Source organism: Brachyspira alvinipulli ATCC 51933 (genome assembly GCF_000518245.1).
Taxonomy (GTDB): domain Bacteria; phylum Spirochaetota; class Brachyspiria; order Brachyspirales; family Brachyspiraceae; genus Brachyspira; species Brachyspira alvinipulli.
In genome coordinates this window covers 250,530-266,215 of sequence record NZ_KI912404.1, presented here as the reverse complement: position 1 = coordinate 266,215, position 15,686 = coordinate 250,530, and the positions used below count along the sequence as shown (strand labels likewise).

At 26.9% G+C, this 15,686-nt stretch carries 16 protein-coding genes; 12 read left to right on the top strand and 4 right to left on the bottom strand.

What is annotated here, in order from left to right; genetic code table 11:
• Positions 1–28: 28 nt before the first annotated feature.
• The gene (locus T324_RS0111440; protein ID WP_028330382.1) at positions 29–1,006 is read left to right on the top strand and encodes a cobalamin biosynthesis protein; all 978 of its coding nucleotides are present in this window, start codon (positions 29–31) and stop codon (positions 1,004–1,006) included.
• Here T324_RS0111440 and T324_RS0111435 read toward each other — a convergent pair whose 3' ends face one another.
• Positions 1,007–2,350, bottom strand: coding sequence for an MATE family efflux transporter (locus T324_RS0111435; protein WP_028330381.1), 1,344 nt, complete (start codon positions 2,348–2,350; stop codon positions 1,007–1,009).
• 162 nt (positions 2,351–2,512) lie between these two features.
• Between T324_RS0111435 and T324_RS0111430 the strand changes: the two genes are divergently transcribed.
• Positions 2,513–2,965: a PepSY-like domain-containing protein gene (locus T324_RS0111430; protein WP_028330380.1), complete on the top strand. Its 453-nt coding sequence runs from the start codon at positions 2,513–2,515 to the stop codon at positions 2,963–2,965.
• A 36-nt stretch (positions 2,966–3,001) separates the two neighbouring features.
• Positions 3,002–3,385 carry a PepSY-like domain-containing protein gene (locus T324_RS0111425; protein ID WP_028330379.1) on the top strand — a complete coding sequence of 128 codons (384 nt, stop codon included), beginning with the start codon at positions 3,002–3,004 and terminating at the stop codon, positions 3,383–3,385.
• Between the two features lie 6 nt (positions 3,386–3,391).
• Here the strand turns inward: T324_RS0111425 and T324_RS0111420 are convergent, their stop codons facing one another.
• From T324_RS0111420 to T324_RS0111410, 3 genes are read right to left on the bottom strand one after another with little or no spacing between them, the layout of a single operon-like run.
• Positions 3,392–4,294 carry a DUF1848 domain-containing protein gene (locus tag T324_RS0111420; protein ID WP_028330378.1) on the bottom strand — a complete coding sequence of 301 codons (903 nt, stop codon included), beginning with the start codon at positions 4,292–4,294 and terminating at the stop codon, positions 3,392–3,394.
• Between the two features lie 3 nt (positions 4,295–4,297).
• Positions 4,298–4,930, bottom strand: coding sequence for an MBL fold metallo-hydrolase (locus tag T324_RS0111415; protein ID WP_028330377.1), 633 nt, complete (start codon positions 4,928–4,930; stop codon positions 4,298–4,300).
• A gap of 23 nt (positions 4,931–4,953) precedes the next feature.
• Positions 4,954–5,712 (bottom strand): hypothetical protein, encoded by a 759-nt coding sequence (locus T324_RS0111410; RefSeq protein WP_028330376.1) that lies wholly within the window; start codon positions 5,710–5,712, stop codon positions 4,954–4,956.
• A 179-nt stretch (positions 5,713–5,891) separates the two neighbouring features.
• On the opposite strand from T324_RS0111410, the gene T324_RS0111405 reads away from it, so the two are divergent.
• The 9 genes from T324_RS0111405 (at position 5,892) to T324_RS0111365 (ending at position 15,563) form a co-directional block, all read left to right on the top strand.
• Positions 5,892–6,920 carry a zinc-binding alcohol dehydrogenase family protein gene (locus T324_RS0111405; protein ID WP_028330375.1) on the top strand — a complete coding sequence of 343 codons (1,029 nt, stop codon included), beginning with the start codon at positions 5,892–5,894 and terminating at the stop codon, positions 6,918–6,920.
• Positions 6,921–6,938: 18 nt separating this feature from the next.
• Complete coding sequence (locus T324_RS0111400) at positions 6,939–7,973, top strand: C4-dicarboxylate TRAP transporter substrate-binding protein (protein WP_038375233.1); 1,035 nt, start codon at positions 6,939–6,941, stop codon at positions 7,971–7,973.
• A gap of 80 nt (positions 7,974–8,053) precedes the next feature.
• Positions 8,054–8,563 carry a TRAP transporter small permease gene (locus T324_RS0111395; RefSeq protein WP_028330373.1) on the top strand — a complete coding sequence of 170 codons (510 nt, stop codon included), beginning with the start codon at positions 8,054–8,056 and terminating at the stop codon, positions 8,561–8,563.
• On the top strand, positions 8,556–9,842 hold the full coding sequence (locus T324_RS0111390; protein ID WP_028330372.1) for a TRAP transporter large permease: 1,287 nt from the start codon (positions 8,556–8,558) through the stop codon (positions 9,840–9,842). Before T324_RS0111395 ends, T324_RS0111390 begins: the two co-directional genes overlap by 8 nt.
• 28 nt (positions 9,843–9,870) lie before the next feature.
• Positions 9,871–11,322 carry a tagaturonate reductase gene (locus tag T324_RS0111385; RefSeq protein WP_028330371.1) on the top strand — a complete coding sequence of 484 codons (1,452 nt, stop codon included), beginning with the start codon at positions 9,871–9,873 and terminating at the stop codon, positions 11,320–11,322.
• A gap of 15 nt (positions 11,323–11,337) precedes the next feature.
• On the top strand, positions 11,338–12,825 hold the full coding sequence (locus T324_RS0111380; protein ID WP_028330370.1) for a UxaA family hydrolase: 1,488 nt from the start codon (positions 11,338–11,340) through the stop codon (positions 12,823–12,825).
• Positions 12,826–12,943: 118 nt separating this feature from the next.
• Positions 12,944–13,615: a GntR family transcriptional regulator gene (locus T324_RS0111375; protein WP_028330369.1), complete on the top strand. Its 672-nt coding sequence runs from the start codon at positions 12,944–12,946 to the stop codon at positions 13,613–13,615.
• 92 nt (positions 13,616–13,707) lie between these two features.
• Positions 13,708–15,102 (top strand): tRNA lysidine(34) synthetase TilS, encoded by a 1,395-nt coding sequence (gene tilS / locus T324_RS0111370; RefSeq protein WP_028330368.1) that lies wholly within the window; start codon positions 13,708–13,710, stop codon positions 15,100–15,102.
• Positions 15,075–15,563: an NUDIX domain-containing protein gene (locus T324_RS0111365; protein WP_028330367.1), complete on the top strand. Its 489-nt coding sequence runs from the start codon at positions 15,075–15,077 to the stop codon at positions 15,561–15,563. Before tilS ends, T324_RS0111365 begins: the two co-directional genes overlap by 28 nt.
• Positions 15,564–15,686: the final 123 nt, after the last annotated feature.

Here is a 15,686-nt window from a genome sequence, read left to right as displayed (position 1 = left end):
AGTAATAACTTTTATTGGAATAAATATAATGAGAATACTATTAATATTACCTATATCTTTTCTTCTTAATATTTTTGTAGAAAAGTTCAAATTTGATCCTTTTGTTTTTATAAAAAGAATACATTTTATGACAGAAGATTTATTTAGAAAAAAAATAAATAATGATAATAAAATAATAGAATTTATTATAGGGGCTTTATCTTCTATAATAATAATGGCTGTAATTTTTTTAATACCATTTTTTATTCTTATGCTTTTATATAAAGTCCATTTTCTATTAGGTTTAGCAATAGAGTTAGTATTATCATATATCATAATAGGAATTAGAAAACCTTTAGAAATAAGTTCTCATATAAATAATAGTTTAATGGCTAATGATATGAAAAAGGTTAAATCTCTTCTACATGAAAATACTGAAATAGACACAGAAGATATAGAAGAAGAACAAGCTGTAAAAAACACTATAGAATATACAACTATAAGTATTGCTGAAGATTATATATATCCTGCAATATTTTTAACTTTGGGAGGAGCACCTTTATGTCTGCTTTACAAAGTTATTTATGTTTTATCAGAATGTTCATCCGATAGCGTGTATATAGATGAACCTAAAAGCAATAATATGTTCAGAATATTTAATATCAAATTATGCTATATAGTAAATATTATACCTTCTATACTTACTTCTTTAGTTTATATACTAGGCTCTGTTTTCTTTAGATATGAGTATAAAAATGCATTTTCTGCTTTCATAAAAGAAGGCAAAACTAATAAATCAAGATTAGAAGCTAGCATTGCTGGAGCATTAAATATAGAGTTAGGCGGCGAATATATGAAAGATGGTGAAATATATGACAGACCATTGGTAGGAGAATATTTAGAAGATTTAACTCCGCGTCATATAGAAAAAGCAAATAAGCTAATACTTACATCAGCTATATTTGCTTTATCTATAATGCTAATATTAAAGCTTTTATCTATGGCTTTTTTAGCTATTATTTTTTAATTACTCATTTTGATATATTATGCCATTTACAGCACTATACTTTTTATTTGTAATATAAAATATTACACTAAACAGCAATATTAAAATAAATTGTGCTGCAGGTATAGCAATCCATATACCATTAAGATTAAAGAATATAGGCAGAATAATTATACATAAAGGACTTACTAAAAAAGGGTCTATATATGTTAATATACTTGAATAAACACTTTCTCCTGATGAATAGAAATATGCTGTACCAAGTCTTACTATAGGCTGAAGTATAAATGCTATCGATATTATAGGAAGCCCTAAACTTATTATATCATTAGTTTCTATAGAAGCACCAAATAATATACCTAATCTATTTCTAAGTATAAATACCAAAACCATAAGTATAGAACCTAGCACACAATCAAATAAAAGTCCTTTCTTTAGTACTTTTTTCATAAGATCGTTTCGGCATGCTCCTTTGAAATAGCTTATCATAGGCTGACATCCTTCTGCAACGCCTTCAAATAAATATATAATAGATCCGTAAATATAATTAATAACAGAATAAGCTGTTGTTCCCAAATATCCGCCGTATTTTAAACATTGAAGATTATTAAATATTACTATCAAAGACGGAGCCATTACCATTCCAAAAGGAGATAAACCTATCTGCATTGCCCTTTTAGTCATAGATAAATCAAAGTCTGATAATTTTATTCTTGTTCTATTTTTCTTTCTTATAAACAAATAATAAATAGAAATTAAAGCAACTATTCCCTGTGCTGTTATTGTAGCAAGCGCTGCTCCGAACATTTCTAATTTAAAAACCATTAAAAATAAATAATCCAGTACAATATTTATAACAAGCCCTAACCCCATAAAACTCATAGCATGTACAGTTTTACCTAAATTTCTTATTATAGGCATAGAACCGAATGATATTATCTGAAGTCCTCCACCTACAATAATTGTTGTAATATAAGCGTCTGCATGATGAAAAACTTCACCTTTAGCACCAAGCATAACTATTAATTTATTTTTTAATAAAAAAAGAATTACTGTTAATATAATACTTGCCAAAATTAAACTTATAAATGTATTGTTCTTAGCTTTATTAAATCCGTCTATATTACCCTCTCCTAAATATATAGACATTATTACAGCTCCTCCCATACCAAGCATAACAGCAGAGGCATTAATTAAAGTACCTATAGGATATATCAAATTAATAGCTGTAAGTCCTATATCTCCCATTGAGTTTCCTACAAAAAAACCGTCTACTACTATATAAAGTCCTCCCAACATAGTAGACACTATAGCTGGTATAATATACTTGAAAAAAGACTTCTCCATAGTTTTTGTATTCATCATAATAAACTCCTTTAAAAATATAGTCTTATTTCGTACTATTGTAATGGAGTATTATATGCATATTTATTGTTTTGTCAATAGAAAAAGTATGATTTTTTACTTTTTTATATTATTGAAGTATTTTATCTTTAATTATATTATTATATAAAAGGATATAAAATTATGTTTAAAAATATAATATTATTAATTATTATATATATAACATCTGCTTCATTTATAGGATTTGACAATGAAGGAGGTATTGAATTTATACCTTACAGCTATCTTCCTGATAATGTTCAAGAATTTGTAAATACTTATTTTAAAGAATACAAAGTTTATAATGCAGCTATTGTATCATCATCTTATGTTGTTATTTTTAAAGGAGGCTCATCAATACATTTTAAAAGAAATGGTGAATGGCAAACTATAATAGGCAACAGGCAAATAATACCAATTAATATAGCCTCAAAATTTATAGACAGTAATATTATGAATATAGTTAAAGAAAGATATACAAGCATAAATAATATATACAAAAGAAGAAAAGGTTATGAGTTTAAAGTAGATGATAAAGAATATATTTATATAAGCTATGACGGAAATATAATAAAAATAAAAAAAAGCTTAAAATAAATGATATAAAAACTTATTAGATAAAAAGGGTAAATTATGGATATTATTTCATTCAAAAACTTGCCTCAAAAAGCAAGAAATTTTATAGAAACTTATTTCTCTGATTATTATTTATTTAAAGTAACATTTAATTCATCATATAGTGCCGTATTTAAAGGAGGAAGCTCAATCAATTTTAATACAAAAGGTGAATGGAATGCCATAATAGGAAATGGAAATGAAATAGCATTTAATATAATAGAAAAACTTGCAGAAGATAACATCATAGAAAAAGAAATCATAAATGCAATTAAAGAAAAATATGATAATTTTCATATATACAGAATATTAAAGAAAAATAACAAATATGAAATAGAAATAAATAATAATATTATTATAATAGACAATAAAGGCAGCATTATAAAAATAAAGAATAAATAAAAATCATTATAATATTAAAAGTGTATTTTTATCATTAACTATTATTTTTCTATCTTCTATTGTATGTTTTATATCATCAATATTTAAATCTGAAAGCATGGCATTATTAACATCATAATGCTTTAAAATATTTTTTGAATTGGCATAACAATATATGCATCCGTTTTGACATGTATTATATGAACCTATATCTATACTTTCTATGCAATTGCATAATTTTCTTTGGGATTTATCTTTTTTCTCTTTTATACTATAGCCTAATATTTTTTGTATTCTTTCTTTATCTATACATGATGCTTTTTCCACAATATCAAAATCCTGAGAACATGATTTTAATTTGATATTATTTTTATCTGCTATCTCTTTAAAACTATTTATTAGAAATACTTTATCATTATCATTTACAACTAGATTTTCAATATTATTTTTAATTTTGTTGTATATTTGAATGAAGCTAAATATGCATTCATCTGTATATTCTTTTAATTGACATGCAAAATTATTAAAATTATTTATATGATAATTAATATCAAATTTATCATTTAATATAATAGGATCATATCTCCAAACTATTTTTTCTCTTCCAAACAAATTACTTATATCAATAAATTTTTTTATCAATATAGTTTTATTTGGAAGATTTTTTTCTATACTTTTATCATAAGGTGTTATAGTAAAATGAATATAAAATTCATAACCTAAATCCCTTACATTTTTTAAGAAATCAATATTAGGATTTTTAGACCAAAAAAGTATTATATCTATAATATCTCTATTTAATGGTATTCTATAAAATTTATTTCTGTTTATAGGATTTTGAGTAATAACATAATTTTCTTTTAACCTATTTAAAAACCACTCTGTATGCAATGACGGAATATCAGTTCTTCTGCTTGCACTTATTATCATTATTTAAAATTCAAAAACTCCCATTTTCTTTCTTTGAGATAATTTAAATCCGTAAGATTCGTGTCCTGGATATAATAATGTATCATCATCTAATTTAAATATCTTTTCTTTTATACTGTTCTCTAATTCATTATAGTTGCCTGTAGCTAAATCTGTTCTTCCTATTCCATGAGCAAATATAGTATCTCCGCAAAATAAATGCCCCTCAGTATAGAAACAAACTCCTCCTCTAGTATGTCCAGGAGTATGTATAACTTTAAACTCTATATCTTTTAATTTGAAAGTATCTCCATCATTAAATTTCTCTTCAGGACTTTTGCATTTCAAAATATTTCCAAGATAAGCACTAACATTTAAATTAGGGTCCTGAAAAAAATCATAATCTAAACTATGAACACAATGAGGAGTATCAGGATATTCTTTTCTTATATCATCAGCACCGGATATATGATCAAAATGTCCATGAGTATATATTACTCTTACTAACTTTTTTCCTTCTAATAGTTTTTTATAATCATCATATCCGAATGATAAACTTGCTATATCTATAATCATAGCTTCATCATCAGCAGACACTATATAAGAATTCATGCCGTACATATTTATATTTATGCAGTCTACTTTTAATTCACTCATTATTATTTTCTCCTAATATATTTTTACTTTCTTTCAGTTTCTGTAAGAAAAACATCCATAGTATCAAGCATACCTGATAATGTATTATATTTTATTATTTTTCTAGTTTTATCTTCCTGCTCAATATAAGCTGTTATTTTAGGAAGAAATATAGAAAATGGTATGCCTTCTACTTTTATTTCCATTTCATAACATTGCTTATCTTCACCATTTATTTTTATCTTCTTAACCCCATTATTTAAAATTGAAACATTAATTTTATTATCTTTAGAAGCAGTAGGCATTATGATATTCATTTCATTAGTTATATCAATAGGAAAAGTTCTTGCTATCTGATATGCTCCGTACATAGAAAATATAGCTAAAGAACCCTCTTTGCTTGTATAATTTACTTTTCCTCTTATATCGAATGTATGCTCCATAGTTCCGAAGTCATAATAATCAATAGTCTTATTATAAACTGTACGCATATTCTCTAAATCTATTATTGAAAGCATCTCAGACTTTCTAATATTAGTCATCATACTCTCTTCTAATTGAAACGGATCTTTTATCTTACTATTTGTTACAAAACCTCTAACATAAGTTTCTTTTACATTCCAATATCCATTATCATCAACAGAAGTCTCAGTATATACTATAATAGCATTGTTTTTCTTGCCAGATATTCCTTTATGAACAAAATATTCACTCTTTTGAAAAGAAGGTATATTTGTATATGAGTAATATTGGGCTAATAAAAATGTGTTTAATACAAAAAAAATTATTAATATCTTCTTCATACTTATATAATAAACTTTAAAAATACAAATTTCAATACATATTAAAATCAAATTAATATTTTTTTTTGATAAAAATCAATAAATAATAAACAAAAATTTGACAAACGAATTTATATTTGTATACTTTGTTACATATAATAAAGTATACAACAGAATAGTTTTTTATGGAGGTATTTTTTATGAAAGCTATTTCTATAAATAATCCAGGCGAAGTTGTTATAAAAGAAATAGATATGCCTGTTAGAAAAAAAGGAGAGGCTTTACTTAAAGTATTATATGGCGGTATTTGCGGAAGCGATTTAGGCTCATATAGAGGTACATTTGCTTATGTTCAATATCCCCGTATACCAGGGCATGAATTTTCTGCTGAAATAGTAGAAATTGATGAAAATGAATATGGATTAAAAAAAGGAATGATAGTTACTGTAAATCCATACTATAACTGCGGACATTGTTATTCATGCAGTCATGGTATTGTTAATGCTTGTATGGATAATCAAACTTTAGGATGTCAAAGAGACGGTGCTTTTTGTGAATATGTATCAATTCCTCTTGAACGTATATATGATGGAAAAGGAATACCTGCTAAAGTGCTTGCTGCTATAGAACCATTTTGTATTAGTTATCATGGTGTAAGCCGTGCTAATGTAAAAAAAGGAGATAAAGTTCTTATAGTTGGAGCTGGTACAATAGGAATACTTGCTGCTATAGCTTCAAAATCTTTAGGAGCTGAAGTTTATATGTCTGATGTATCAGAAGGTAAATTAGAAATGTCAAAAGAATTTGGCGTAGATGGTGTAATTATAAACAGTTCAAATGATGCTTTTATAAACAAGGTAAACGAGATAACAAACAATAACGGATTTGATGTTACTATAGAAGCTGTAGGTCTTCCTTCTACATTTCAAAACTGTATAGATGCTGCATGTTTTGGCGGACGTATGGTTTTAATAGGAGTAGGCAAACAAAATTTAGACTTCAATTTCACATTGATTCAAAAAAAGGAATTGAGTGTATATGGTTCTAGAAATGCATTAAAAAAAGATTTTCTTGAATTAATAGACTTAGTAAAAAATGGTAATGTACTATTAGAAAAAATCATTACTAATACTTATCAATTTAATGATGCTGATAAAGCATTCAAAGATTTTGCAAACAATAAAGGTGATATGTTAAAAGTTTCTATAGACTTTTCAAATATAAAATAAATTAGGGAGAATACTATTATGAAAACATTTAAATTTTTTATTGTTCTATCAATATTAACATTATCTTTTATAAGCTGCTCAAATAAGAATAGTTCTAGTTCATCAAATGCAGCTTCTCAAGATGTTATAACACTTAACGTAGCTTTTGAAAACAATATATCAGAGCCTGTTGGAGTTGCTTGGACAAAAGCACAAGAAATTTTAAAAGAGAAGTCAGGCGGTACAATGGCTATACAAATTTACCCAGATTCTCAATTAGGCGATAAATCATCATTAATAGATTCTATGCTATTAGGAGAAAATGTATGTACTTTAGCAGACGGAGCTTTCTATGCTGATTATGGCGTTAAAGATATGGGAATATTATTCGGACCATTCTTATTTGATAATTGGGATCAATGCTGGAAATTAATATCTTCAGATTGGTATAAAGAAGAATCTAAAAAACTTGAAGAAAAAGGATTAAAATTACTTACTTCAAATTGGATATATGGAGACAGACATACTTTAACTACTACTCCAGTAAATACTGTTGATGATCTTGCTGGATTAAAAATACGTGTTCCTGCTAATGAAATACAATCTGTAGGTTTTGATTCATTAGGAGCAACATCTACAGGTATGGCTCTTAATGATGTATATCAGGCTTTGCAAACAAAAACTATAGATGGTGCTGAAAATCCTCTAGCTACATTATACGGTAGAAAACTTCATGAGGTAGCAAAATATTTAATTTTAGACGGACATGTTAAAAATTTTACTACTTGGGTATGTTCTGCTGATTGGTTTAATTCATTAACTGAAGAACAACAAAGATGGTTATTAGAAACTGCAGAAGAAGCTGGATTATACAACAATGAAATACAACAGGCAGCTGAAAAAGAATATTTAGAAAAAATGATAGCTGAAGGTGTAACAGTTGTAACTCCTACAGAAGATGTAATTGCAGGATTCAAAGCTAAAGCTCAATCTTTCTATGAACAAGGAAGCCGTTTCGGTTGGTCAGACGGATTATATGAGAAAGTTAAAGCTGCTATGAGCGCCACTAACTAATATAATAATATACATACATATATAAGGCAATTAATATTTAATTATTAATTGCCTTATTAAAATTATTAGGGGGAATACAAATGTCAGATAATAAAAAAGTAATTTGTAATATATTAAAAAACTTTGATTGCTATGTTGCCTCTTTAGTTCTTGTAATATTAGTTATTTTAACATTTTTAGGTGTAATTTGGAGATATTTGCTTCATTCTCCTTTTACTTGGCTAGAAGAGGTTCAAACTTCATGCATGGTTTGGATTGTATTTGCCGGAGCTGGGGCTGCTTTTAGATTCGGCAATCATGTAGCTATAGAAATGGTTGTAGATTTAATGCCTTTAAAAATACAAAAAATCATGAATATATTAATATCAGTAGTTGTAGTAGTAGTAATAGGTTATTTATTTTTTCAAAGCATTCATTTTATACAAATCTTTATTAGAAGCGGACGTTCTACAAGTATGCTAAAAATCCCATATTATTGGGTATACGGAATATCAATAATTGCATACATTGATATGATAATAAGCTATTTTTATGCACTATTTACTGGTGTAAAATCAGAAGTTAAGGAGGCTATAAGTACAGATGAGTAATATATTAATACTTGCAACTATAGTAATGTTATTGCTTTTATTTTTGAAAGTGCCTGTATATATATCTGTTTTAGGCGGCTCTATGGTATATTTTGCATTGAGTGAAGGTGTAAATCCTATTATTTTTGCTCAGCAAGCTATTGTTGGTACCGAAAAAATATCTTTGCTTGCTATACCTTTCTTTGTATGTGCAGGAATATTTATGAATTATACTGGAGTTACAAAACGTATAATGAGTTTCTGTGAAGTTATAACAGGAAATTTACCTGGAGGTTTGGCACAGGTAAATGTTTTACTTTCAACTATTATGGGAGGATTATCTGGTTCTAATATAGCTGATGCTGCTATGGAATCAAAAATGCTTGTTCCAGAAATGACAAAAAAAGGATTTTCTTTAGAGTTTTCAAGTGTTGTTACAGCAACTTCATCTATGATAACTCCTCTTATACCACCTGGAATAGCTATGATTTTATATGGAAGTATAGCAAATGTTTCAATTGGGAAATTATTTATATCTGGATTGGGTGTTGGAGCATTATTATGTATAACTATGATGATATTAGTAGGCATAATCTCAAAACGCAGAGGATATGGAGTCATAACAAAAGAAAAAATTACTCTAATGAAATTTATAAATGTATTGATACCTGCTATTTTACCGCTATTACTGCCAATTATTATTATAGGCGGAATTAGAATAGGAGTATTCACTGCAACAGAAGCCGGTGCTGTTGCTATAATATATGCTTTGATATTAGGTCTTATATATAGAGAAACCAAAATACAAGATCTATTAAAAGGATTGCAAGAAACAGTATCTACAACAGCATCAATCATGCTTATAGTTTCTTCTGCTACAGTTTTTTCTTGGATATTAACAAGAGAAAGAATACCTCAGCAATTAACAGAATGGATGCTTCAAACTATATCAAATAAATATATTTTCCTTATAGTTGTTAATATATTCCTTTTAATAGTTGGTATGTTTATAGAAGGTAATGCTTCTATGATTATTCTAGTTCCTTTGCTAGCTCCTATAGCTGATTCTTATGGAATCAATCAAATACAATTTGCTATGATATATATATTTAATAATGCTATAGGTGCTATATCTCCTCCTATGGGAACATTAATGTTTGTAACTTGTTCTATCACAAAGTGTAAAACAGCGGCATTCATTAAAGAAGCGGTGCCTTTCTATGTATTATTAATTATTAATTTATTATTATTAACATGGTTTGCACCATTTACTACATTTTTAGTAGATTTATTTTATTAATATATAGTTTTTAATTAGGATATTTATTATGAAAAATGTAAAAGATTTATATAATGTAACTGAACGTCCTATTAGAGTTATGCAATTTGGAGAAGGAAATTTTCTTAGAGCATTTACTGATTATGCTATAGATATTGCAAATGAAACTTTAGGATTTAATGGAAATATAGTTATAGTACTTCCTAGATCTGATAAAACAGCAAAATTTGATAATCAAAATTCTATTTACACTGTTGCTGTAAGAGGACGTAAAAACGGAAATATTTATGAAGAAAACAGAGTAATTACATCTATATCTAAAACGATAAGTGCTGTTAAAAATTATTCTGATTTTATGGAACTTTCACATATAGATAGTTTAGAATTTGTAGTTTCAAATACCACAGAGGCTGGAATTGTATTCAATAACTCTGATAAACTTGAAGATTCTCCTCCAAGTACATTTCCTGCTAAATTAACTAAATTTTTGTATGAACGCTATAATTTTTTTAATGGTTCTAATGATAAAGGATTAATAATGCTTCCTGCAGAACTCATAGAAAAAAATGGAGAAACTTTAAAAAAATGCGTAATAGATTACTGCACATTATGGAAACTATCTGAAGATTTTATTAAATGGGTTAATAATTCTTGTAAATTTGTATCTACTCTTGTAGACAGAATAGTTACAGGATACCCAAAAGATGAAGATATAATAGAAAAACTTGGTTATGAAGATGAATTATTAACAGCAGCTGAACCTTTTGGTTTATGGGTTATTGAAGATCCTAGCATATCTTCTAAATTTAATATTTCATCAGATAAATTAAATGTTGAATTTACAGATAATATAAATGTTTTTAAAGAAAGAAAAGTACGTATATTAAACGGAGCACATACTTCAATGGCATTAGGAGCATATCTTTACGGAATGGATTATGTTAAAGAATGTATGGATAATAAATCTATTAGAAAACAGCTTGAACAATGCGTATTTGAAGAAATTGTACCTACTGTGCATTTATCAGAGGAATTTGCTAATTCTGTATTTGAACGTTTTGAGAATCCTTTTGTAAAACATTCATTATTATCTATTTCTTTAAATTCTGTATCAAAATGGAAAGCAAGAGTACTTCCTACTTTAAAAGACAGTATATCAAATACTGGAAAATTTCCAAAATGGCTTTCTTTTTCATTTGCATCTTTGGCCGCTTTTTATAGAAGCACTGAGAAAGGAGATAACTGCCTAATCGGAAAAAGAGGAAATGATAATTATGAAATACATGATGACAGCAATGTCTTGGAATTCTTTGCTAATAATTCTAATTTAGATAATGATAAATTTGCAGATATATTAATGAAGCAAATAAATTTCTGGGGAGAGGATTTATCAGCAATACATGATTCTTCAGGAACTTCATTCAAAGATATCATAGTAAATCATTTGAACAAAATATCAGAAATTGGAATAAAAAAATACATAGATGAGTTAGTTTTATGAATATAGGAGAATAATATGCTGTCAGTTATAAAAATCAATGAAAATGATAATGTAGCTGTTGCTGTAAATAAAATCTCAAAAGGAGAAATTATTAATATCAACGGCGCAGAAATCAAAGCAGAAGATGATATACCAGCTGGTCACAAGATAGCAATTTATGATATAGAAAATGGAAAGGATATAATAAAATACGGTTTCCCTATAGGTGTTTCAAAAAATGATATAAAAAAAGGTCAATGGGTACATACCCATAATATAAGAACTAAATTGGACAAAGTACTAAATTATGATTATAAACCTAATTTTAAAGAGCCTATAAACAATAAAAAAGAATATAAATTTATGGGCTATAAACGCAACAACGGATCTGTAGGAATACGTAATGAAGTATGGATTATACCTACTGTAGGATGTGTAAATGCCATAGCGGATCAAATAGCTAGAAATTCTCAAAAATTTAAAACGGATAATATAGATGGTATATTTTCATATAGCCATCCTTATGGATGCTCACAGCTTGGAGATGATCAATTACATACTCAAAAAATATTAAGCGGATTAATAAAAAGTCCTAATGCAGGTGCTGTATTAGTAATAGGACTTGGATGCGAAAACAATCAAATATCTTTATTAAAAGAAGTTATAGGTTCATATGATGAAGAGCGGGTGAAGTTTTTAGTTTGCCAAGAATCTGAAAATGAAATAGAAGATGGAGTAAATATCATAGAACAATTATGTGCTTATGCTTCCAAATTTCATAGAGAAGAATGCGACATTTCTAATTTAGTTATAGGTTTGAAATGCGGCGGATCAGACGGTTTTTCCGGTATTACTGCAAATCCTCTTGTAGGAGAGATATCAAATAGAATTGTATCTCATGGAGGAACATCAATACTAACTGAAGTTCCTGAAATGTTTGGGGCTGAAACACTGCTTATGGCAAGATGCAGAAACGAAGAAGTATTTAAAAAAACTGTAGATCTTATTAATAATTTCAAGTCATATTTCATTAAATATGGAGAACATATTGATGAAAACCCATCTCCTGGAAACAAGGAAGGCGGTATAACTACACTTGAAGATAAATCTCTTGGATGCGTACAAAAAGGCGGAAATGCTGTAATAGAAGATGTACTTTTATATGGAGATATAGTATCTAAAAAAGGACTCATGCTTCTTCAATCTCCTGGAAATGACCTTATAGCTTCTAATGCACTCGCTGCAGCCGGTTCGCATATCATATTATTTACAACTGGAAGAGGAACTCCTTTTTCTTCTCCTGTGCCTACAATAAAAATATCAAGCAATTCAAATTTAGCTAAACATAAAAAAAATTGGATAGATTTTGATGCTGGCATATTGCTTACAGGAGAAACTATGGAAAGTGCAGCAGATAAATTAATTCAATATATTTTAGATGTTGCTTCTGGAAATATTCATGCAAAAAGTGAATCTTTAAATAAACAGGAAATTGCAATATTCAAAGACGGTGTAACATTATAATTTATGCAAGACATGGAATAATAAAAATATTTCATGTCTTGTGATATACTAGTATGATAATATATTGCAAATTATTTTAAACTCTTGTATATTATTAATATACTAATTATAGGCAATTATGAGTAAAGAAAGTTTAAAACAAATAGCATACAATACTATTAAAAATAAGATATTAACATGCGATTATAAACCAAATGCATTTTTGAATGAAGATATAATATGTGCTGATTTAAAAATGAGCAGAACACCTGTTAGAGATGCTTTAAGTAGAATTGAACAGGAAAACTTGATAAAAATATTCCCAAAAAAAGGATTTTTAGTATCATCATTTTCTATTAATGATGTAGAAATGATATTTGAAGCAAGATTATTATTAGAACCATATATTATATTAAATTACTGTCAAAATATTGAGTTAGAATTAATAAATGAGTTAAAAGAATTAAATGAAAAAATTAAGGCTACAATAGAATCAAACGGTACAGAATATTATATTTATGATAATGAATTTCATTTTAAATTAATGTCAAAATGTTCAAATTCTTATTTTTTACGTACATATAATGATATTGATAATCAAAATTCACGTTTAAGATTCTTAAGCGGAAGACATAATTCTAAAAGATTAGAAGAAACATATAATGAACATAAATGTATAATTGATGAACTAGAAAAAAATAATTTAGATAAAGCTTCTGATTTTATGAAAAAACATTTAGAAAAATCAAAAACTTCATATTATGAGGTATTAATTAATAATAATCAGTCTAATACATCTGTTATATACTAACAATCATATTCTTTCAAATAAAATTGCAGTTATATAAAAAATAATAATATTATGATATACTCTTATAATAAGATACTAATACGGTAATTTACATGCTGAAAGAAACAGAAGAATTTTTAATACACAATATAGATAATATAAAAGAAAAAACTTTAGCCGTTGCCTACTCCGGAGGTATAGACTCTCAGGTTATGCTTAATTTGGCATACAGACTAAAAGAAAAATTATCATTTAATTTGATTATAATACATGTTAATTATAATCTCAGAGGCGAAGATTCAACAAATGATGAATTATTTGCCTGCAGTATGGCTGAAAAATATAATATAAAAATATATGTTAAAGAAATAGAGCCTAATAGCTATGATGGAAAGAATGTACAGCTTGAAGCTAGAAATGACAGATATAATTTTTTTGAAGAGCTTTATAAACAAAATATATATGATTATTTATTAATAGCACATAATAAGGATGATTTAGTTGAAACTATAATATACAGAATGATCAAAGGTGCCGGAACCAATGTTTATAAAAGCCTTAGAGAAAAAAAGGGTTATGTTTTAAGACCTATACTTAATTTCTACAGAAAAGATATAGAAGAGTATGCAAAAAATAACGGCCTTGAACATAGAGAAGATTCTTCAAATAAAAAAAATTATTATGCAAGAAATAAAATAAGAAATTTAATAATACCAATGCTTGAAGAAATAAATACAAAAGCAAAAACAAATATTATAAGATTTGCCAAAAGAAGCTATGATGAAGCTGTAATATTAAGAAAAAAAACTGATCTTTTATACAAAAAAAATATTTCAAATAATAATAAAACTCTTAGCATAAAAAAAATAAAAAGTATGAATTATATTTTTACAAGCAGAATAATTATTAAGCTGTTAGCTAAAAATAATATAGAAATAAGTGAAAAAAGAGTTGCTGAAATAATAAATATAATAAAATCAAAAAATACAAATATAAAATTAAGACTTGATAATTTTTATTTAATAAAAGATTATGATTTTATTAATATAAAAAGTATGGAAGAAATATCTGATAAAAATATAGTTAATGACTATATAAAAATAGAAAAAGACGGAATATATAATTTTTTAGATAAAGAAGTTGAAATAAAAACTATTTTAAATAAAAATATTAATTATAGAGATAATATTTATATAAAAATAAAATACCCTATAATAATAAGAAAAAGAAGATACGGAGATATTTTATTTGCTTATCCTGATAATCATAAAAAAAGTTTAAGGAAGATTTTTATAGATTTAAAAATACCCAATAGCTTTAGAAAAAAAATACCAGTAATAACTTCTGAAGATGATAATAATATACTTGCTTTATATTTAGAGCCTTACGGATTAAACAGAATATCAAATGAAGCGGCATGCAGTAAAAAAGATGAATATATATTAGAAATAAAATTCAATAAAAAAGAGGATACAAAAAAATGGCATTTTCTACTAATGAAAGAATGATATTCGGCAAAGGTGTCGGATGTGTTGTTATAAAAGACGGTAAGGTATTGCTTGGACGCCATAATTACGGAAGAGGAAACGGACTTCTTATAATACCGGGAGGATTTATCAATGAAGGAGAACTGCCTGCTGAAGCTGCAGAACGTGAGGTATTGGAAGAAACCAATGTAAAAGTAAAGGCATTGGAAATAGTGTCTATGCGTTTTACTGCTGATGATTGGTATTTAGCATTCAGAGCAGAATATATTTCAGGAGAAGCTAAAGTTAATGATGAGGAGAACAGCGAGGTTATTTGGCTTGATGTAGAAGAAACGTTAAATAGAAGCGATGTTCCTCCTCTTACAAAAGAAGCTATAAAATCATGTTTGAGATTTATTAATTCAAAAGAAAAATATTCTATGAAATTAAAAGAAGATTATGATGCCTCAAGAGAAAGAGGAGTATATGCATATTATGAATAATTTGTTATAAATGTATTATACATACAAGAATATATCTGTAAATACAGTTAAAAATCACTATTATATAGCTTGCTATATTTTAATATATAGCATACAATATATATTAAAATAATAATAGGAGGT

Bases quoted from the DNA above. Each gene is read 5' to 3' on its own strand.
- T324_RS0111440 (WP_028330382.1), top strand. From the start codon at position 29: ATGAGAATACTATTAATATTACCTATATCTTTTCTTCTTAATATTTTT.
- T324_RS0111435 (WP_028330381.1), bottom strand. From the start codon at position 2,350: ATGATGAATACAAAAACTATGGAGAAGTCTTTTTTCAAGTATATTATA.
- T324_RS0111430 (WP_028330380.1), top strand. From the start codon at position 2,513: ATGTTTAAAAATATAATATTATTAATTATTATATATATAACATCTGCT.
- T324_RS0111425 (WP_028330379.1), top strand. From the start codon at position 3,002: ATGGATATTATTTCATTCAAAAACTTGCCTCAAAAAGCAAGAAATTTT.
- T324_RS0111420 (WP_028330378.1), bottom strand. From the start codon at position 4,294: ATGATAATAAGTGCAAGCAGAAGAACTGATATTCCGTCATTGCATACA.
- T324_RS0111415 (WP_028330377.1), bottom strand. From the start codon at position 4,930: ATGAGTGAATTAAAAGTAGACTGCATAAATATAAATATGTACGGCATG.
- T324_RS0111410 (WP_028330376.1), bottom strand. From the start codon at position 5,712: ATGAAGAAGATATTAATAATTTTTTTTGTATTAAACACATTTTTATTA.
- T324_RS0111405 (WP_028330375.1), top strand. From the start codon at position 5,892: ATGAAAGCTATTTCTATAAATAATCCAGGCGAAGTTGTTATAAAAGAA.
- T324_RS0111400 (WP_038375233.1), top strand. From the start codon at position 6,939: ATGAAAACATTTAAATTTTTTATTGTTCTATCAATATTAACATTATCT.
- T324_RS0111395 (WP_028330373.1), top strand. From the start codon at position 8,054: ATGTCAGATAATAAAAAAGTAATTTGTAATATATTAAAAAACTTTGAT.
- T324_RS0111390 (WP_028330372.1), top strand. From the start codon at position 8,556: ATGAGTAATATATTAATACTTGCAACTATAGTAATGTTATTGCTTTTA.
- T324_RS0111385 (WP_028330371.1), top strand. From the start codon at position 9,871: ATGAAAAATGTAAAAGATTTATATAATGTAACTGAACGTCCTATTAGA.
- T324_RS0111380 (WP_028330370.1), top strand. From the start codon at position 11,338: ATGCTGTCAGTTATAAAAATCAATGAAAATGATAATGTAGCTGTTGCT.
- T324_RS0111375 (WP_028330369.1), top strand. From the start codon at position 12,944: ATGAGTAAAGAAAGTTTAAAACAAATAGCATACAATACTATTAAAAAT.
- tilS (WP_028330368.1), top strand. From the start codon at position 13,708: ATGCTGAAAGAAACAGAAGAATTTTTAATACACAATATAGATAATATA.
- T324_RS0111365 (WP_028330367.1), top strand. From the start codon at position 15,075: ATGGCATTTTCTACTAATGAAAGAATGATATTCGGCAAAGGTGTCGGA.